This is a genomic window from Janthinobacterium sp. ROICE36 (assembly GCF_002869965.1).
Classification (GTDB): Bacteria; Pseudomonadota; Gammaproteobacteria; order Burkholderiales; family Burkholderiaceae_D; genus Janthinobacterium.
Genome location: NZ_PEBS01000024.1, coordinates 18168 through 37423, shown reverse-complemented (window position 1 = coordinate 37423; position 19256 = coordinate 18168). Strand labels below are relative to the sequence as shown.

Annotated in this window: 16 protein-coding genes and 1 pseudogene; 6 read left to right on the top strand and 11 right to left on the bottom strand. The window is 61.5% G+C overall.

Annotated features, from left to right (window positions below; translation table 11 throughout):
• Positions 1-399 precede the first annotated feature (399 nt).
• The 3 genes from CSZ94_RS12215 to CSZ94_RS12205 all read left to right on the top strand — a co-directional run bounded on the left by CSZ94_RS12215 (position 400) and on the right by CSZ94_RS12205 (position 1744).
• Entirely contained in the window at positions 400-621 is a 222-nt protein-coding gene (locus CSZ94_RS12215; protein WP_102121754.1) for a TA system antitoxin ParD family protein, read from the top strand.
• Positions 618-914, top strand: a complete 297-nt coding sequence (locus CSZ94_RS12210; RefSeq protein WP_102121753.1) for a type II toxin-antitoxin system RelE/ParE family toxin — start codon at positions 618-620, stop codon at positions 912-914. Before CSZ94_RS12215 ends, CSZ94_RS12210 begins: the two co-directional genes overlap by 4 nt.
• Before the next feature lie 239 nt (positions 915-1153).
• Positions 1154-1744, top strand: coding sequence for a hypothetical protein (locus tag CSZ94_RS12205; protein ID WP_102121752.1), 591 nt, complete (start codon positions 1154-1156; stop codon positions 1742-1744).
• On the opposite strand, the gene CSZ94_RS12200 is transcribed toward CSZ94_RS12205, so the two are convergent.
• Complete coding sequence (locus CSZ94_RS12200; RefSeq protein ID WP_102121751.1) at positions 1721-4687, bottom strand: Tn3 family transposase; 2967 nt, start codon at positions 4685-4687, stop codon at positions 1721-1723. The two genes, CSZ94_RS12205 and CSZ94_RS12200, sit on opposite strands and share 24 nt — an antisense overlap.
• A 157-nt stretch (positions 4688-4844) precedes the next feature.
• On the opposite strand from CSZ94_RS12200, the gene CSZ94_RS12195 reads away from it, so the two are divergent.
• The 3 genes and pseudogenes from CSZ94_RS12195 to CSZ94_RS28660 all read left to right on the top strand — a co-directional run bounded on the left by CSZ94_RS12195 (position 4845) and on the right by CSZ94_RS28660 (position 7138).
• Entirely contained in the window at positions 4845-5936 is a 1092-nt protein-coding gene (locus CSZ94_RS12195) for a PDDEXK nuclease domain-containing protein (protein ID WP_219726002.1), read from the top strand.
• Between the two features lie 14 nt (positions 5937-5950).
• Positions 5951-6514 carry a recombinase family protein gene (locus tag CSZ94_RS12190; RefSeq protein ID WP_102121750.1) on the top strand — a complete coding sequence of 188 codons (564 nt, stop codon included), beginning with the start codon at positions 5951-5953 and terminating at the stop codon, positions 6512-6514.
• Positions 6515-7138, top strand: a pseudogene (locus CSZ94_RS28660) (IS5 family transposase). It begins immediately after the preceding gene.
• Positions 7139-7386: 248 nt separating this feature from the next.
• On the opposite strand, the gene CSZ94_RS12180 reads toward CSZ94_RS28660, so the two are convergent.
• From CSZ94_RS12180 to CSZ94_RS12135, 10 genes are all read right to left on the bottom strand, one after another.
• Positions 7387-8130, bottom strand: a complete 744-nt coding sequence (locus tag CSZ94_RS12180; protein ID WP_102121748.1) for an aspartyl/asparaginyl beta-hydroxylase domain-containing protein — start codon at positions 8128-8130, stop codon at positions 7387-7389.
• A gap of 39 nt (positions 8131-8169) precedes the next feature.
• On the bottom strand, positions 8170-8907 hold the full coding sequence (locus CSZ94_RS12175) for an SDR family NAD(P)-dependent oxidoreductase (protein WP_102121747.1): 738 nt from the start codon (positions 8905-8907) through the stop codon (positions 8170-8172).
• Positions 8908-8950: 43 nt separating this feature from the next.
• The gene (locus CSZ94_RS12170; protein WP_102121781.1) at positions 8951-9697 is read right to left on the bottom strand and encodes an aspartyl/asparaginyl beta-hydroxylase domain-containing protein; all 747 of its coding nucleotides are present in this window, start codon (positions 9695-9697) and stop codon (positions 8951-8953) included.
• Positions 9687-10985 carry a beta-ketoacyl-[acyl-carrier-protein] synthase family protein gene (locus CSZ94_RS12165; protein WP_102121746.1) on the bottom strand — a complete coding sequence of 433 codons (1299 nt, stop codon included), beginning with the start codon at positions 10983-10985 and terminating at the stop codon, positions 9687-9689. The genes CSZ94_RS12170 and CSZ94_RS12165 overlap by 11 nt, the downstream gene beginning before the upstream one ends.
• Entirely contained in the window at positions 10978-12243 is a 1266-nt protein-coding gene (locus CSZ94_RS12160) for a beta-ketoacyl-[acyl-carrier-protein] synthase family protein (RefSeq protein WP_102121745.1), read from the bottom strand. Before CSZ94_RS12160 ends, CSZ94_RS12165 begins: the two co-directional genes overlap by 8 nt.
• The gene (locus CSZ94_RS12155; RefSeq protein WP_102121744.1) at positions 12236-12502 is read right to left on the bottom strand and encodes an acyl carrier protein; all 267 of its coding nucleotides are present in this window, start codon (positions 12500-12502) and stop codon (positions 12236-12238) included. The genes CSZ94_RS12160 and CSZ94_RS12155 overlap by 8 nt, the downstream gene beginning before the upstream one ends.
• Positions 12503-12544: 42 nt before the next feature.
• The gene (locus tag CSZ94_RS12150) at positions 12545-13891 is read right to left on the bottom strand and encodes a hypothetical protein (protein ID WP_102121743.1); all 1347 of its coding nucleotides are present in this window, start codon (positions 13889-13891) and stop codon (positions 12545-12547) included.
• A gap of 56 nt (positions 13892-13947) precedes the next feature.
• Positions 13948-17751, bottom strand: coding sequence for a hypothetical protein (locus CSZ94_RS12145; protein WP_102121742.1), 3804 nt, complete (start codon positions 17749-17751; stop codon positions 13948-13950).
• Complete coding sequence (locus CSZ94_RS12140; protein WP_102121741.1) at positions 17748-18752, bottom strand: hypothetical protein; 1005 nt, start codon at positions 18750-18752, stop codon at positions 17748-17750. The genes CSZ94_RS12145 and CSZ94_RS12140 overlap by 4 nt, the downstream gene beginning before the upstream one ends.
• An 80-nt stretch (positions 18753-18832) precedes the next feature.
• Positions 18833-19237: a hypothetical protein gene (locus CSZ94_RS12135; RefSeq protein WP_102121740.1), complete on the bottom strand. Its 405-nt coding sequence runs from the start codon at positions 19235-19237 to the stop codon at positions 18833-18835.
• Positions 19238-19256 lie beyond the last annotated feature (19 nt).

Here is a 19256-nt window from a genome sequence, read left to right as displayed (position 1 = left end):
CTTACGGCCCAACGTACATGGGTCAATCAAAGTCGGCGCGGTGGTTCAATTCAGCATCGGCGTCAACACCTGTGCATTAACAGGTTCGCGTTAACGACGTAGAAATGTTGGTCTGTGGAATTATTATCGCATTTATTTCGAAAATGTCGCAGTTATTTGAGAAAGTCACACATCGCTTAGCGACGCCTTCAATTGTGATGATCATAGATGTAAGTTATTGATTTACAGCATTTATGATGGTTTTTACTCGAAAGAACTGAGTTCGACCATCTTGACCCATATTTGGAAGTCTCAAAAGACATTTTGCGGCGAGCATTTGCGGAGGCAATTTAATTTGAAATTGGTTGCAAAAGGTTGCAAAAAGTGGCATACTAAAACCTCAAACATTGAGGTGAAATTATGGCGATTGCATTGAAATTGTCGGACGACTTGGTTGAGATGGCCAAGCCCCACGCAGCGGCTGAGCACCGCTCTGTGCCGAAGCAGATTGAATACTGGGCGCGCTTGGGTAAGGCGGTGGATGACAATCCAGGCTTACCCCTCCAGTTCATCAAGGATACGCTGCTCGCCGCTCAAGAAGCCAAGGCTGGGATGCTGACGCCCTACCAGTTCGGGGCATGACAGTGCTTGAAGTGCTTGTCACCCCAACTTTCGCGAAAGCAGTCAAAAAGCTTCACGCTAAAGATAAGACTGCTGTAGATAAGGCTGTGAAGGCTGTCGCTAACGACCCAACAATCGGGGAAGAGAAGAAAGGCGATCTGGCTGGAATTTTTGTGCACAAGTTTAAGATTAACAAGCAAGAGATTTTGCTGGCGTATCAGCTACACCCGACAAAGTTCCAGCCGGTCTCCGTGATACTCCTGAGCTTGGGATCGCATGAGAATTTCTATACTGAATTGAAGCGACTAAATTAGGGAAAACGCCGTGAAGAAAATCTCATACCGTTGGGCAGATAGAGCAGTTCGTCTGCTGGCGTAGAGGAAAGCAATTGTGTCACCGGTTTCAACGCGACTCCCCCTCTTGACCAGGGCCGGACAGTGACACATTTACCGGCACGTCCAAGAAAGCAATTGTGTCAACTCGTAGCATCGGAAAGAAAATCCGTCAACTCGTAGCTTTGAAGATGCGGCAGCAGCGATAAGCTGCTGAAATCATGAACAAAACCGCACGATTCCACTCTGCTGTTCCACGCGCAAGGCCTGCCGGCTCTCGCATCATCGAGGCGTACAGCCTGAAGCTGGGTCGGCGACTGCAGTGCTTTGGCGAAGCCGTTTTTGAACAGTGGATACGTCTCGAAGTTGATCCAACAATCCAGACATTTTGTGAGCGCCCACTCGACTTGAATTTCGCGGATGGGGTACTCCGAGTTGACTTCTGGGTACGCCAAGGCGATCGCGAAATGTTGCTCGTCATGGACGATGCCTGCGAGGCGCGCAGCACGATAATCGATGGCGTCGAAATGGCAGTCCGCATCGTACCGCCAGCCGAACTTTCAGCGAGCAAAATGTGGACCGACAACTGGCAGCGCATGCTGGTGGCAATCACCTGCTCTCGAACGGAAATCCCACCCTCGCTCCAACAATCGATCCTGAAATTTGTAGCCGAGCCGATGCAGCTTTCCCGCATCGAACAGGAATTTTCCGCCGGTGATCCGACGCCTGTGCGAGCGGCTGTCTTTTGCTTACTCGGGGAGAACAGGGGAAACGGAAAAAATAGTACGTTAAGGATTTTCCCGCGTCCGTAGCGGTCGAAATTGTCCCTCGTCGACTTTCCGGTTCTGGCGCCAAACGTAATCACCGGTCAGGTTGATGTGCTCCCAGCCGAGCGGTGACATATACTGCTGTAGGGAGTCGTCTTTCAAACTGCCGGCGTCGCGCAGCGACTGAGCAGCACGCTCCAAGTAAACGGTATTCCATAGCACGATCGCCGCCGTTACCAAGTTCAGGCCGCTGGCGCGGTACCGCTGCTGCTCGAACGTCCGGTCCCGGATTTCGCCGAGCCGGTGAATGAAGACCGCCCTGGCCAAGGCGTTGCGCGCCTCCCCCTTGTTTAGCCCGGCGTGCACGCGCCGGCGCAATTCGATGTTCTGCAGCCAGTCCAAGATGAACAGCGTCCGCTCGATGCGGCCCAGCTCGCGCAGTGCGAGCGCCAGGCCGTTCTGGCGTGGGTAGCTGCCGAGCTTGCGCAGCATGAGCGACGCCGTCACGGTGCCGTGCTTGATCGACGACGCCAGGCGCAAGATGTCGTCCCAGTGCGTGCGCACATGCTTGATGTTCAGGGGGCCGCCGATCATCGCCTTCAAACCCGGGTATTCCTGGACGGTTCCCGGAATGTACAGTTTCGTGTCGCCCAGGTCGCGTATCCGCGGTGCGAAGCGAAATCCGAGCATGTGCATCAGCGCAAACACGTGGTCAGTGAAGCCTGCCGTGTCCGTGTAGTGCTCCTCGATGCGCAAATCCGACTCATGGTAAAGCAGCCCGTCGAGCACATAGGTCGAATCGCGCATGCCGACGTTGACCATTTTGGTGCTGAACGGCGCGTACGTGTCCGAAATATGGGTGTAGACCATCTTTCCCGGCTCGGCGCCGTACTTCGGATTGATGTGGCCCGTGCTTTCGGCCCGGCCGCCGGCGCGGAAGCGCTGGCCATCCGACGATGAGGTGCTGCCGTCGCCCCAGTTCGCGGCGAATGGGTGGCGAAACTGGGTATTGACGAGATCGGCCAGACCGGCTGAATACGTCTCGTCGCGGATATGCCATGCCTGCAACCACGACAGCTTCGAGTAATTCGCTCCCGGGCTCGATTCCGCCATCTTGGTCAGGCCGAGGGTGATCGCGTCGGCCAGGATCGCCGAAAGCAGTAACGTCCGGTCTTGGACCTGCGCGCCGCTTTTCAGGTGCACGAAGTGGCGGGTGAACCCGGTCCAGTCGTCCACATCCATCAGTAACTCGGTGATTTTGATGCGCGGCAGAAGATTGCTGCTTTGGTCGATCAGCGCCTGCGCCGATTCTGGCACGATCGGATCCTGCGGCGTGATTTTCAAGCCTGTGGCGCTGATGATCGCATCGGGCAACTCGTTGGCCAGCGCGAGCCGGTTGACCGTACTCAGTTGCTGGTTCAGCAGCAGCACGCGCTCAAGCAGGTACTGGTCGAGGTCGGGATTGATCGCAATGGGCAGTGCGTGCGCCTTTTGGAGTGCGCTGAATTTGTCCGGCGGCAGTAAATAGTCTTCGAAATCCCGGAACTGGCGCGAGCCCAGAACAGAGATATCGCCAGAGCGCAGGGCATTTTTCAGTTCCGAGAGCGCGCAAATTTCGTAGAAGCGGCGATCGATACCCTCGCCGGTGAAGACCAGCGGCTTCCACCGCGCCTTGATGAAAGAGGTTGGGGCATCTTCCGGCACTTTGCGCGATCCGGTCGCGTTCATCTCGCGCACCACGTCAATGGCGTCCAAGACCGTTTGCGCCGCCGGCGCCGCCTTCAGTTTGAGCACGTCCAGGAGCTCGGGCGTATACCGGCGCAACGTGCCGTATTGCTCCCTTACCAGGTGCAAATGGTCGAATGTTTGCGGCTGGGCCAGCTGGGCCGCTTCGGTCACGCTTTGTTCGAACTCACTCCACGGCAGCACAGTTTCGATGGCGGCATACGGATCGCCGCCCGATTCCTTCGCCGCGACCAGCGCCCGGCCAATGCGCGAATACAGCCGCACCTTGTCGTTAAACGCCTTGCCCTGCTTTTGGAACTCCTGCTGATGCTTGTTCTTGGCGGAGCTGAAAAGTTTGACCATGATCCGGTCGTGCAAATCGATCAGCTCGTCGATGACGGTGGCCATGCCCTCGATCACGAGCGCGATCAGGGTCGCGTAACGTCGCTCGTCCTCGAAATCGCCCAGATCACGCGGCGTCATCTGCGCGCCTTCCCGCGCCATCTTCAGGAGTCGGTTCTGGTGGATCTGGCGGCCAATCCCGTCCGGCAAAGCGAGCGACTGGAATATCTTGAGGCGTTCGATGTGCTCCCGCACGTAGCGGGAATTTGGTCTCAACGGCGACTGACGCAGCCATACCAGCCAGGTGAGATTGATATCTGGCGCAACGTTGAGCAGGTTGTCCAATCCGCGCAGATGGTGCGGCTGCAGCGGTTCCAGCAGTATCCGGTAAATGCGCCGGTTGGCGCGCGTCACCGCTTCCGCGCAGGCCCGCTCAATGACCGACAGCGCCGGCAGAATGATGCGCCGCTGCCGTAATGTGTCCAAAGCTTGCGCCGCGAGTACCAGCCCTTTGTCGGTCTGCATGGCGAGGTCGGCAAGGCTATGCACCAGCGTGCGGAAGTCAGGCAGACCAAATGCGGACAGGCTGAGGTAGACGCGGAGTTCCTGAAAGTGTTCGCGTCGCGTTTCATCGCGCGCACCATACTGAGACCATGCGGCGGCGTCGCTGCGTATCTGCCGAGCGATCCAGTCGATTACCGGGTCCGGCACCGCCATGTCGCTAGCCATAGCGTATCCCGGATAACGCAGCAGGCAAAGCTGAACAGCGAAGCCAAGCCGGTTGGCGTCGCCGCGACGCTGCCGGATCAGGGATAAATCGGACTCGGTAAAGCTGTAGTGCCGAATCAGATCGTCTTCCCCTTCGGGCAAGGCCATCAGGTTGTCCCGCTCAGTGGCGGACAGAATGGAACGGCGGGGCATACGGGCTCCTGAACGATGGATGATTGCGCAAACGTTCGTTTGCGCAATCAAATGGCCGCACACGATTCCTATGGCGTTTACATGGTGCGTAAATGTATTGCATAATGATTGTCATTGGCAACAGGTTTGTGCTGAACGAACCGTATCGAGGAGCTAGCTGGTGGAACCGCAAGACGTGCAAGCTGCAGCAGTGACAACAACCGGCCTGGCCGGCGACATCCGCGTCCTGATCGACGAAGCGCGGGCCGGACTGGCCGCCACGGTCAATTCGGCCTTGACCATGCTGTACTGGCGCATTGGCCGGCGCATACGCGCCGAGGTGCTCCAAGGGGAGCGGGCCGGCTACGGCGAACAGATCGTCGCTTCGCTGGCGCGACAATTGGAAGCCGAGCACGGGCGCGGCTTCGGCGCCAAGAACCTGCGCCACATGCTGCGCTTTGGCGAGGTGTTCGAGGCCGAGGAAATTGTCTACGCACTGAGTAGACAATTGAGCTGGACCCATTTGCGCAGCCTGATCTACATCGACGATCCCCTCAAGCGGGCGTTCTATCTGGAAATGTGCCGCGACGAGGGTTGGAGCACCCGCACCTTGCAGGGCCGGCTCGATTCCATGTTGTTCGAGCGCACGGCGCTCTCGCGCAAGCCCGACGAATTGCTGGCAAGCGAACTGGCGACCCTGCGCGATCAAGGGGTGCTCGGCCCGAACCTCGTGCTGAAGGATCCCTACGTGCTGGACTTCCTGGGGCTGCGCGATCGCTACCTTGAAAAAGATCTCGAAGACGCTATCCTGCGCGAACTGGAAAATTTCTTGTTGGAGCTGGGGGCCGGCTTCAGCTTTGTCGCCCGTCAAAAACGGCTGCAAATCGACAACAACGATTTTTACATTGACTTGCTGTTCTACAACCGCCGCTTGCGGCGCCTGGTCGCCATCGAACTCAAGCTCGGCGAATTCAAGGCCGCTGACAAAGGCCAGATGGAGCTCTACCTGCGCTGGCTGGCCAAATATGAACAAGAACCTGGCGAAGCGCCACCACTAGGAATCATCCTCTGCACGGGCAAGAACCGTGAACAGATCGAATTGCTGGAGCTGGATCAAAGCGGCATTCATGTCGCCGAATACCTGACCGGCTTGCCGTCCCGGCAATTGCTGGAGCAAAAGCTGCACGAGGCGGTGGCGCTATCGAAGGCGCGGCTGGAGAATCGTCCCAGCCCGGATCGGCTCGATCCAACTGCATCCGAAGTCAAGTAAGAGAGGGCAAACTCATGCGAATCGGTTATGCCCGTGTCTCCACCCAAGACCAGGACAACACGGCACAGATCGCGGCGTTGAACGCGGCGGGGTGCGGACGGATATTTGAAGAGAAGGTGTCGGCTGGCCGTTGGAATTGTCCGGAACTGAGCCGCCTGCTCGATCATTTGCGCAAGGATGATGTGCTGGTTGTCTGGAAGCTCGACCGCCTGTCACGCTCGCTCAAGGACGTATTGACCCTCATGGATAGGGTCGAGAAAACCGGTGCTGGATTCCTCAGCCTTACCGAAGCCGTCGACACCACCTCACCGGCCGGGCGCATGATGATGCAAATTGTGGGATCGTTCGCCGAGTTCGAACGCGCCATGTTGCGCGAGCGCACCCACAGTGGCTTGTTGGCCGCCCGCGAAGAAGGCCGTATCGGCGGTCGCCGTCCCAAGCTCACGCCAACGCAACAAAAGGAAATTGTCCACCTGGTCAATTCTGGCCAGAAAACGGCCGCCGAATCCGCGCGCCTGTTCAATGTCCATCCGTCTACGGTGGCGCGACTGCTGGCCCGCAACAAACTCACAAATTAGCTGAGCAACCCGGGAAAAACCTTAGCGTACGATTTTTCCCGTTTCCCCTGTTCTCCCCATCAAGATACTGGGCGAAGGCGAGTGGATGCCAAAAAACATGGGGCCGACTACCGTCGTCAGTGGCGTAAGGTCCACCTTGGCATTGATGCGGCCACGCTGGAAATCCGGGCTATTGAAGTGACCGACAACGCCACAGGCGATGCGCCGATACTGCCATGCCTGCTTGACCAGATTCCCGCCGACGAGACCGTCTCAAGCGTCAGCGGTGATGGTGCCTACGACACCAAAGGTTGACATGAAGCGATCGCGCAACGTGGGGCACAGGCGGTCATCCCAACTCGCAAGAATGCCAAGCCATGGAAGGACCAGCGTCCTGGCGCCACAGCCCGCAACGCCATCCTTGCCACCACGCGCCTGCTGGGCAGGAAAATCTGGAAGAAGTGGAGCGGCTATAATCGGCGCAGCCTTGTCGAGACTAAGATGCGTTGCTTCAAGCTGCTTGGTGAGCGTGTCATGGCACGTGACTTCGACCGACAGGTCGCCGAACTGCAGGTCCGTGCCGCCAACCTTAATCGGTTTACCCGGTTGGGCACGCCCACGACTGTGGCGGTGACCATGCCGTAATTGCGCCTGGGGTTTGGGGAATTACGACCTCAGCTGATTTATGCAACAAAGCCCCGTCAAGCTGATCTCGACGCGTGGCTGAACCAGTTCTCGCCGGACAACCTGGCACCAGCCTGGTGCTGACGCCGTTGGTGTCAGTCGGCGTAGGCTGGGCATGTGGCTACAGCACAGGGTCAACATGATATGGTTTTGCCGGATTTCGCAGTTCGGCCTGTTCGCCACCGGGCTGCAGCAGAAATACCAGGGACTCAGCGGCTGAGTTTATCTAGTAAAAACCGCGTAAGCAGGCGGATATGCAGCATCCGGAACAACATGGCCTCGGCAAGTTTGAACGTGAAGAATCGTTGCAGCCACGCCAGGCGCTGGTAGCACATGTCGGATAGTATCGACGCTAGAACCCGTCTCGCGACAAAACGTTTTTTCGCTAGGAATTCCGGCCGGAAGATATCGATGATCAGGATATAGCGCTGGCAATCTGTGTTGTTCCAGGCCGCATGCGCATAAGCGTCGCAGAACATCATCAACTTCCCTTCCTGCCAGCTGCGGACTTCATCGGACACCTGAAATGCGCAATCGGGGGCCTGAGCGGGAATCGCTATGCCCATATGGCAGCGTATCGTCGCATTGGTGTCACCGCGGTGCGGATTGATCGCCGTATGCGGTTCCAACAAGCTGAATGAAGCGCTGCTGATGCCGGGTATGTCCTTCAGCAAGGCCCAGGTCTTGGGACATTGTGCGCAGTTATGCTTCAGCTCGTGCAGCCAGAACATCAGCGCGAAGGTTTTCCACCGCAGCGGCGACGAAGTTAGTTCATCGTTCGGATAGGGTATCAAGTGTATGATCTCATGCGCCAGCAGCGCCGCCAACTCATCGCGGATGATGGTCCATTGCGATTCGAGGCGGTCCACCCACGGGAAGTCGGACGGTTCAGAATAACACGGCTCGCTGCCGTCAAATTCCCCGCCATCCCGGGAAAACCAGAGTGTGGCCATGCGCTTCCTTCCGTGCCTGATAGGCGAACAATGAAATGGTCAGCAAATGAAGCCGCCGTCGACAACGATGCTTTGACCCGTGATGAAGCGCGCATCGTCGGACAAGAGGAAGCGCACGATGCCGGTTACATCATCGACCGAGCCCAGCCGTCCCATCGGCGTCAGCGCGATGATTTGCTGCTGTTCGGCCTGGCTAGTTGCCGCCAGCATATCGGTGCTCAACAAACCGGGCGCGACCATGTTCACGCGCACCGCGCGGGGACCGAGTTCCCGCGCGAGGCAGCGGCTGAAGCCTTCCAGCGCGCTCTTGGTCGCGCCATAGACAGACAAGCCGGAAAAGCCGCGCTTGCCCGAGATGGAACCGATGCTGATGATGGAGCCACCGTTTTCCCTGAGCAGATAGGGCACGACCTGGCGGGTCATGCGTATCACCGCCTCCAGGTTGATGCTCAACAGCCGGTGCAGCATGTCATCCGGCGTCAGCGACAAAAACTGGCCGTCGCTGATGCCGGCGTTATTCACCAGGCCGCCGATTGAGCCAAAATGACGGGCCACATCCTTGACGAATTTTTTCGATGCGTCGGCGTCGGCGACGTCCAGCGCGCGCCAGAAAAAATGCTCTCCGCCGGGATCGTCCGCGCGCAATTCGCGGATGAAGGCACTTTCGTGGCGGCTGCAGGTGGCGACGCGCCTCCCTTGCGCCAGGGCGTCGCGGACCAGCGCCTGGCCGATTCCACGGCTGCCGCCGGTGATGATGATCGCACTGGACTGCTGCATGTATGCCTCTCTTACTCAGGTTGCGGGACACCGGGCGGCGCGCTTAATCGACTTTCCAGACAAAATTGCTGGCCCGGCGGTGCGTTTCCACCGCATAGATCCAGCGCGCCAGCAACATCACCAACCTACCGAGTAGATGCGCCGGCCAGGCCATGGGACGCAACACATCGACGATCAGCACGGCGCGCAACTGGCTGGCATGATTGATAATTTCATGGTCCCAGCTATCGTCGAACAACACCGCCTCGCCCTCCTTCCATGTGTATTTCTTGTCGGTCAGCAGGATGAAGGGGGGATTTTGCTCTGGCACCTTCATGCCCAGGTGGTAGCGCAGGTAGTAGCGCGACGGGCTGGTGTGGCGGGGGATGGATTTCCCGGGATCGAGTATCGAAAAAAAGCCCTGGCACAGATACGGTATCGCCGCCAGCAACTCGCAGGTCCTGGGACATTGCTCGCGGTTGAATTTGGGCTTTTCGCCATAGCAATACAGCATGAACACATTCCAGTGCTTGTCCCGGTTGTAGCGCCCGGACGCATACAGCAAATCGTCGTCGATGTCATGGTAGCGTGGCATCCGGTGCTGCATCGGCAGCACTTGGTCCAGCTCCGCCCTGATCTCGGCGTAATGCTGTTCCAGCAGGCGCAAGGCTGGATACACCTGGTCGATATCGAAAAAGATGGGACGTTTGTCGCCGCCGATGAATAGATTGAATACGGGATTCAACACGCTGACAATCTTGTAGGTGATCAGCTTGTCCTTGGCCTGGTAATAGATTTTCTTAAAGTTCATGATGGCTTCCGTGTAAGTCATGAGGGTGGTCATGGCAGTCTTGGCGCCCTAGCGCCAGCACCCCGTTCAAGCCGCCAAAGGCGAATGAATTGCTCAAGGCATACGCGCCGCCATGGGCGCGGGGGGCGCCGTGGATGATGTTCAACGGGCAGCCGGGATCGGCTTGATGGCTGTCGCCGTTCGGTGGAATTTTTCCTTCGCGCAGCGCCAGTAAGGCAGCCACGCATTCCAGCGCGCCGCTGGCGCCCAGCGCGTGACCGTGCATCGCCTTGGACGAGGACACCGGCAAATCTCGCGCATGCGCGCCGAAGACGCTATGGATGGCCTGCGCCTCGGCGGCATCGTTCAATAGCGTGCCGGTGCCGTGGGCGTTGATGAAGCCCACTTGTGCCGCGTCCCAGCCGGCCGACCCCAGCGCTTGCGTCATGCAGCGCGCCATAGTCTGACTATCCGGGATCGTCCAGTCCGTGGCCGACGCATTCATCGCGAAACCGCATATCTCGCCCAAAATCGGCGCACCGCGCGCCTGCGCGGAAGCCAGTGATTCCAGCACCAGCACAGCGGCGCCCTCGCCCAGCACCATGCCGTTGCGATCGGCGCAAAACGGCCGGCAGCCGTCCGGCGACAGCACGCGCATCTGGCGCCACGAGCGGTATAGGCTGTACGAAGGCAGTTGTTCGCTGCCGCCGGCCAGCATGACATCGGCAAGGCCGCTGGCAATCAAATGATAGGCCTGGCCGATCGCATGCGTACCCGAGGCGCAGGCGGACGACACCGCATGCGACGGCCCCTGCAAACCATACGCCAGCGACACCGCGCCCACGGCGGAATTCGCCATGGCGCGGATGATAGTTTGTGGCGCCGGCGGACGCTGCTTGATATACACCCTATAAGTGGCCAGGTTGCGCGCCTCGTCGCCGCCGACGGCGCTGCCCAGCACCACGCCGATGGATTGCCGCCGCGCAAGCAATTGCGCCATGCCGGCCTGTTGCAGCGCCTGTTCGGCGGCGTGCAGCGCGAACACGGAAAAATCGTCCAGCGATTCCGGCGATATATGCGGCGGCAGCCGGTAGTGGCCGGGTAGCCGTACTTGGGCCGCAAGGTGTGCAACGGCTTCGCCGCCCCCCCATTGCTCTCCGCCGCGCTGGACCTCGGCGATGCCGCTACGCCCGGCGCACAGATGGTCCCAAAAATCCGCCAGGGTATTTCCGGCGGCCGAGATCACGCCCATGCCGGTGACGACTACGCGGCGCCGGCCGGTCAGGCTGTCCGTCATGGCGTCAGTCATATCGTGTGACCGCCACCACCGCGTTCAAGCCACCCAGCGCGAAGGAATTCGACAGGGCAGCCTGTATCCGTTGCTCGCGGCCCCGGTTGGGCACCACGTCCAGTCCGCACAATGGGTCCACCTCTAGGAAATTCGCCGTCGGCGGGATAAAGCCATGGTGCATGGCCAGCGTGGTCGCGATCAGCTCGAAGCCGCCCGACGCGCCCAGCGCGTGGCCGTGCACCGCCTTGGTGGATGATACGCACGGCGGCCTCGCGCCAAACACGTCGCGGATCGCCGCGCTTTCCACCTGGTCGTTGGCTTGCGTACCGGTGCCGTGGGCATTGATGTAGCTGACCTGTCCGGCGTCCAAGTCGGCCATGCGCAAGGCTTTACGCATGGCGTCCGCCGAGCCGCTGGCGCTGGGATTGACGGCATCCCGCGCATCCGAGCTCATACCCACGCCGGCCAGTTCGGCATAGATGCGCACGCCGCGCCGCCTAGCCGAAGCCAGCGTTTCCAGCGCCAGAACGCCGGCGCCCTCGCCCAGCGCCATGCCGCTACGGTGCAGCGAAAACGGCCGACAGGTATCCGTTGCCATCACGCCCATAGCTTCAAACGCCACTAGTGTGGAAAAGATCACATTGGCTTCGCTGCCGCCCGTCAGCGCGAAAGCGGCCTGGCCGTGCCTGAGCATCAGGTAGGCCTGGGCGATCGCGTGCGTCGCCGACGCGCAGCCGCTGTGCACCACGAAGGCTGGTCCGGTGAAGCCGAACTCCATCGAGATGGCAGCCACCGAAGCCTGGTGGTTGGTGCGCGGCACCAACGCAGGATTACAGCGCCGTTTTCCCAAATGAAAGAACCGCACCGCCTCCTGCTCACGGCTGGCTTCGCCGCCGCTGGTCGTGCCCAGGATCACCGCCACCTGCCGGGGATCGAGCGCCTGCGGATGCCAACTGGCGTCGCGCAGCGCTTCTTGCGCGGCAACCAGGGCATATTGTGCGAAGGGATCGAGCAGCGGCTGTTGTGCCGTGACGATATACTGGTGCAACTGGAAATCGTCGACGGGCGCCGCCATCGCGCTGACTTCGTGATTCGCCTGCGCTCGCTTGACCATGCGCAGCGCCGATTCGCCGCGCGACACCGCGTGCCAGAACGGCGCCACGCCAACGCCAAGCGCGGAGACACAGCCCAGGCCGGTAATCACGACGCGCTCGTCGTCGGGCGGCGCACCGGCCAACGTGCCGAGCCGCGCGCTGCTAAGCTTGGCGTCAACCATGGCTGCCCTGCACCTGGACGCGGGGCGTCAGCAAGCCTTCGATCAGCTGGACGGCGTCGTCTATGCACGCCAGCGTCATCAAGGTGTAGGGCTCGATTTCAATGTCGAAATAGTCGTTGATCTCGAAGACGATCATCGCCATTTCCAGTGACGAAATATTGTATTGGTCAAAGCGGGTGGCCGGCGTGAGTTCGGTTTCCGTCAACGACGGTTTGACTTTGCGGACTGCGACATAAATGACGTCTTCGATGCTGGGCATGGAATCGCTCCTTGAATGTTGAATGAATGTAGTCGCCGCCCGTCAGGCGGAGATCGCCACCTGCAGCGAACTCGTCAGGGTATTGCCCGCGCCCTCGCCCGCGCTCAGGATGTAGGTGGTGGTCACCGCCGGCGTCACCACCACCGTGCCGCTGGCCACCGCGTCGATGGGCACGCCCTGGCCGTTCGCCGTCAGCGTCCACGCCTGCGCGTGCACGGTCTGCCACGTCAGCGTGACCGGCGTACCGGCGCTGACCGGGGAAGCGCTGGCGACAAACACCTGGATCTGCAGCGCCGGATAATTGCCCAGGTATTGCACCAGCGGGCCGTTGGGACCGGTGGCCGTCAATTGGAAATACCCGGCGAATTGGTCGACCCGTCCCACGCCATTGGTCACGTAGAATTCGTAGCTGTTGGTGACGCCCACCGCCGGATAGCGGAAATAATCGATGGCCACCGGATTGAAGGGAATTTGCACGGTCTTCGTGGCCGGATTGCCGGCGCCGCTGGCCCACAAGGTATAGGTGGCGATATTGCTATTGCCTTGCAACATGGTCTTCGGCTGCACCGTCTGCGTGCCGGTTGCGGGCTTTTGCACCTGGCCCTGCGGCAGGCTCAAGGTGGTCTTTTCCGCATACGCGACGTCCCACTGCAAGGTCACGGAATCGTTGTAGTTGATGGGCGGGCTGTTTTGCGGATCGAAGCGATTGATCACCGGCTGGCTGATCGTGACGGTGACGCTGTCGCGGGCGAACTGCTGGTCCGGTGTCCACGCGGTCAGCGAATACGTCACTTGCGGCGCCTCGGGACTGATGTCGGACGACGGCGTGGTGACCAGCTGGCCCACCGTGTCGACCTGCACGTTCAGCGGCGAAATCGTCACGTAGGCGGCTTTGGCGGCCGTCCATTTGAGCGTGGTGGTCTGCTTCCTTCCCACGGTCGTGGGGATAGCCTGCGCAATGATGCTCAGCACGGCCTCGCTCTTGAGCACGGGGAATGCCGTGCCGGCGTCGCCGCTGCCGATATACTCCTGCAGCGCCACTTGGCTGCTGCCCTGGGTGGCGTTGATGATCACATTATTCAACTGGAACACCAGCGCGGCGTTCGCGGCCACGGTGAGGTTTCGCGTCGGCGATATCACGAAATTATATGGTCCGGGCGAGGCATATTTGCTGAAGCGCCAGCCCGGCGGCGCCTGGGTATTGATGTCGTTCAGGTCCGGCGTCAGGTCGGTCGCGCCGGTGCCGACCGGCAGTCCCAGATAGATTTCATCGTCGGTCGTCAGGTTCAGCGCGCTGGCGCCATTGCTGGCCACCAGCGTGAAATTGGCGCGGGTATTGGCTTGCACGCTGCCGGGGTTGAGCACATAGGCAAAGACGCAGGAGGTCATGTTGGTTCCTTCAATAATGGACGGATGGCGTGTGTTTCAACCAGGCCGGGCCGGCGCTAGGGACTGCCCTCCGCGCCGCTCAGTTTCAGCCAGCCTTCGCTCAGCACCGGCCGCGATGCCGGCAGGCCGGCCACCGAATCGCTGCTGGCCAGCGGCGCGCTTTCGCTCCATGTGGTCACGCCGGAACGCTCCACCCACGTCCATTTGCCGTTGATGGCGGCCGGCAGCGGCAACGCAATCTGCGCGGATTGCTGCGCCGTTTCCAGCAGCACCGGACCGGTGCGGAAGGTCACGAACATAGTCGACAGCGCCTTGTTGACGGGCCCGGCCGGCAGCGACAGCCATTGCACGGGCAGATAGCCGCTGATTGCCGGTATCCAGCCGCGCGGGTCGACCAGGATGGTCAGCGTATGGGTGGTGCTGCAGTCGGGCGGCAGGCTGAAGCCGGGATTGGCGACCACATAGGGGTTGGCGCCGGCGTCGGCATATGCCGCCGCGGCCGGCGCCGCCAGCAGGCCGTCGATCTGGTCCAGCATCTGCGCCGGCGCGATGCCGCTGGCGATCACGCGGCGCGGCACGGCCAGCGTCGGATCGTAGCCGTGGTAGGGATAGAAATGGCTGAAGTCGTCGTCCAGGAAATAGCCCATCACGCCGTTGTTGGACAGGCCGATATCGCCTATCCGCAGCGGCAATGGCACGCTGGTGAAACCATTCGTGACATTTTTCCCCGTGTTCAGATAGGACTGGTCGCAGGCCGGCGTGCCGTCGACGCCCAGCGTGACCAGCGCGCGCACCATCGCCAGCGGCCGCCCCAGCAGGATCGCCAGGTTGCCCTGCATGGGCTGGCCGAGCGGATCGACCTTCCACAAGCTGGCATCGATCACGTCGAGCAGGCTCTGCATCGCCGAACTGCCCTGCGCGGCCGACAGCAGCAAGCCGTTGACGAAACCGTTCAGGTGCCGCAGCGACGTGCCGAACTCGGGCGCGCCGCCCAGCACGGAATTACTACCCGGCACGGCATCCCAGCGCAAGCCCGTGCCATCCGAGGCGCCGTCGTCGCTGTTGTCGATCATCAGCACCTCGCCCAGGTTGTTGCCCTCCGCGTCGAACACCACCATGCTGTGGTCGATATGGTTGGGGATGACCCAGCCGCAGATGGGGCTGGTCTGGTCGGAACTGTTGCTGCGCACTGCGTCGTTGTCGAACTGTACCATGCGGAAGTCCAGCCGCTGGCCTTGCGTGACGCGCGGCGCCAGCTGCATATATTGTTGATTGCTGGTGCCGGCGCCGGGCGTCGTCAGGCTCTTGCTGCGTATCGGCACCAGGTTGTCGGACAGTTGCGAGCCGCGCAGGATCTGCCCGTAGGCGTCGACCACTTGCAGCCGGGTGAAGCGGAAGTGGCCGGCGTGGATGGGGAAGAACGGGCCGGCGGTGGCCGGCAGATAGCTGGCGGCGCTCAAGAGGTATTTCGCCACCGCCGCTTGCTGGATCGCGTTCAGCTTGCTCATCTTCAGCTGCTGCATGATCAGCTGCTGGACGACGCCCGACATCGATTGCGTGAGCACATCGAAGCGGCCGATGGTGGCGGCCATCTGGCGCAGCTGGTCGAGCTGGTACTGCGGCAGCGACGCAGCGTTGGGGTCGCTGTCCAGGAAATCGTTCAGCTTGTCCTTCAAGCCCTGCGCGCCCTCGCCGTTGACCAGGCTGCGCCCCGAATACAGCCCCGCCATCGCCGCCACTTGCGTGCCCAGCCATTCAAAATCGATTTCGCCCAGCACCCAGTCGTCCAGCATGTGCTGCGGCGTCAGCGCGCTGGGGTGCCACTCGATTTCCCAGTCCAGGAAGATCGGCGACCATGGCGGCGTCCACAGCGCCACCGACGATTTCATCGGCGGCACGCCCAGCATGCCGGCCGTCTCGGCCAGCGTGCGCGCATCGACATATTGCGTCGGGTTCCACAGCAGCGTTTGCTGCGCCTGGATTTGCTGCGTCAACGCGGCCAATTGCGCGGGCGTCGGCGTCACGCCGGCCTTGGCGAACGCGCGCTGGGCGATCAGGCGCGCGCTATTGGTGTCGAGCAAAAAGGTCTCGAACCAGTAGTCGCCCATTTCCTTGGGAATCAGCACGCCGGTCGGCCAGGCGATGTCGGCAAAGTCGGCCGTGTTCAGCGTTACATTCACATTCACCGCGTCGCTGCTGTAGACCACATGGATCGCGCGTATCGTCTGCCCGGTGAAGCGCGTGAACAATGCCGAGTCGTCGTCATAGATGCCGGGTGGCGCGAACTTGGTGTCCTGGTTGGCGCCGGCCAGCAAGATCACCGGATCCTGGCGATAGTCGAAGCGCGCCTGATTGACGGTATCGAGCGCCAGTTGCAGCGGCGCGATCCGCGCCAGCAGCTGCGCCTTGCTTTGTTCGAGCTGCGCGGCCTGGCCGGCGATCTGGCTGGACAGCGCATCGATTTGCGGCGTCAGGCTGGCGATCTGCTGCTGCACCAGCTGCATGATGGTCTGGTAGTCGGGGTCGGCGCGCGGGCAGTTTTCCTTTTTCCAGTAGGCCGCGTACAACTGCCACTGCAGCGCGGCCAGCAGGTCGGTATTGCTGTCCAGCGCGGCTTGCTGGCTGTTCAGGGCGGTCAGCGCATCGGTGGCGGACGCATCCAGCGGCACCGAATAGCTGCCCGAGGGGATGGTCCCCGACGACGAGGTTTGCCCGGACTGGTAGGCGATCCACTGCCGGCCGCCATCGCTGGAGGCGAAGCGCGCCGCCTGCGCCTGCATATAGAAGGCGCTGGGATTGCGCACATAGTCGAAAATCATGTCTTGCTGGAAGGCCAGCAGCAAATCCTCGGCGTCGGCGCTGCCGATGGCGCTGGCCAGCCAGGCCGACAGGGACTCGGCCGAATTCGCGCCCACGGCGACGGTGGGCGGCGTGGTGCCCTGCAAAATCGGATTGATGGGATAAAACGCGGCGGGGCCGTGCCACTGCAGGTTGTACACCATGCCGTGGCAAAGGTTTTGCGCCGGCCAGGCTTGCTGCGCCGGCGTCAGCGCCGGGCCGCCCGTGACCGGATGCTCAAGCAGCCAGGCTTGCCAATTCTGTTCGGCGTCCGCCAGGTCGGCATCGTTGCCGACCGTCCAGCGCATGCGCGCCATGATGTCTTGCCACTGCGCTTCGCTGGTAAAGCCGTCCGGCGTGGCGGGCGTTTTTCCATACAGCAGGTCGCACGAGGGCGTGGCGAACCAGCCGCAGACGCTGTAGCTGTACAAGCCGTTCGCGGCGCCCTGCATGTCGTCGTGGAAGGCCAGCACATTACTCATATTGTCGTAGATCGCCACGTAGCTGGGATCGCCCGGCCCCATCGCTTGCAGGAAGGGCTGGTCGTAGGTCGACGTCGTGCCGGCCCAGGCGCCGATATCGAAGCGCCGGCCGATCAGGTAGGCGGTCGTGCCGCCGCTGGGATCGGGGAAGCTGCGCGCGCCCTGCGGCCCCAGGTAATCGGATTCCAGCACCCATGCGGTGATGGCCGGCACATCGCCGGGCTCGGCGATAAAGCTGCGCGTCACCAGCCAGCGGTTGGGCAGCCAGGGATAGCTGACCCCGCCCAGCTCGTCGGTTTGTCCATGGCGCAAGGCGCTGGGCGGCGTCCAGATCAGCTGGATGCCCGTGGCCGGCGGCGTGCCGACCTGGAAGGCCGACGGCTGGACCTGCCCGCCGCGCAGCCCCAACTGGTCGTACTGGACGGCGACGGCGGCCCAGTCGCCGGTCTGGTTCTTTTGCCCCGTCATCAGCGCTTCCAGGTACAGCGGCGTGAACAGGCAGGGGCCGGCCCAGATCGGATTATTGATAGGCGTGCTCATATGACATTCCCATTGCAAGTTTTTCCCGTGCCGGGCTCGAACTGCTGCAAACCCGCGCCCTTGATCATCTGCACCGCGAACTGCGAGGCGGTGAACAGCGGCGGGCTGCCGTTGAGCGCGCCCTGCGCGTTGAGATTGGCGGTCAGGTCGGCCTGGATTTGCGCGATATCCAGCACGCCGGCCACGCTGGCGCGGAAAGTGATCGGCGAGGTGTAGGCATTGCCGTGCGCATCATTGATTTGCTGGCCTGCGGGGAACTTGCCGCCGACGCCGCGCAGCGCGACCTGGTATTGCGCTTGCGTGGTGGGCGGCGGCGGCGACCACGCCGGATTGCCGATGACGCCGAAATGCAAGCCTTCCGGCGGCTCGGAAAAATTCACCAGTTCGGGAACGCCGTTGAATATGCACAGCAGCACATTGTCCGACAGGCGGTCCATCCGCAGCAGCGGCAAGGCTTGCGTGCCGGCCTGGTCGCTGAAGGCACTCACCTCCATGCCCGGCCAGCCGGCCACCACCGCCGAGCGCAGCAGCACGCCGGTCAGCGTGCCGCCCACCGCCAGCGTGGCGGGCGCCGGCTTGCCGCGCAACTGCGCCCGCACCAGGCCTTGCGCCACGGCGGCCGCCTGCGCCGTCTGCTCGAAGGTGGTCAGGATATGCACATAATCCTGGGTCGACCCCAGGGCGATATTCACCGCGCCGTCGACCAGGCGATTGGTCCAGTTCTGGTCGACATAGAAAAACCGGATGGACTCGGGCGGCAGCATCGCCGCGTCCGGCACCAGGTATTCGAAGGGCACGCCGTACAGCAAGGTCAGCTGCGCCAGCCATTTGACGATGCCGTCAGGGATGACGATGGGCTCGTCGTCCTGGCCGGCGGCGCCGTCCGCCTGCGCGGCCGCCCTGGCCATATTCGCCACATTGGCCATCCTCAGCTTGGGCTGCCGCAGCGATTGCCGATACACTTCCAGCTGCTTCGTCTTGCCACTATGATTTGTGGACATGGAGTCTTCCTTCAATTCCCGGAACGGGCCTGCCCGCCGGTATGTTGTTTGCGAATGTTCAAGCCGCCCCGATGCACAGCCTACACATTGATATAGTTGCCATTCTGGTAGGTCTGGAAGACATTGTTGGCCACGCGGCCGCCATAGGTGCCGTCGTTGACGTCGATGACGATGGGGTGGGCCAGGCCGGCCAGCAGGTGCTGGTACGGTCCGTGAAAATTATCGTCCCACATCCCCGTCTGGCCGATCACCACCACTTGCTGATACGCGCCCAGCAGGGCGATCGCCGCCTCGGCGGCGGCGTTGTCAAAGGGGGAGTCGGTATTGGAAAACATCACCAGGTGCACGCCGGTGACGTTCGTGCCATTCCGGGCCAGCAAGCCGATGCACGAGGTGAATGCGGAAAAGCGCACCGTGCCGGCCGTTGCGTATTGTTGTTCGGCAATGCTCAGCGCATTGGCGGCGTGGGTAAAAACGTAGGACATGATGTTCTCCTGGGTTGTT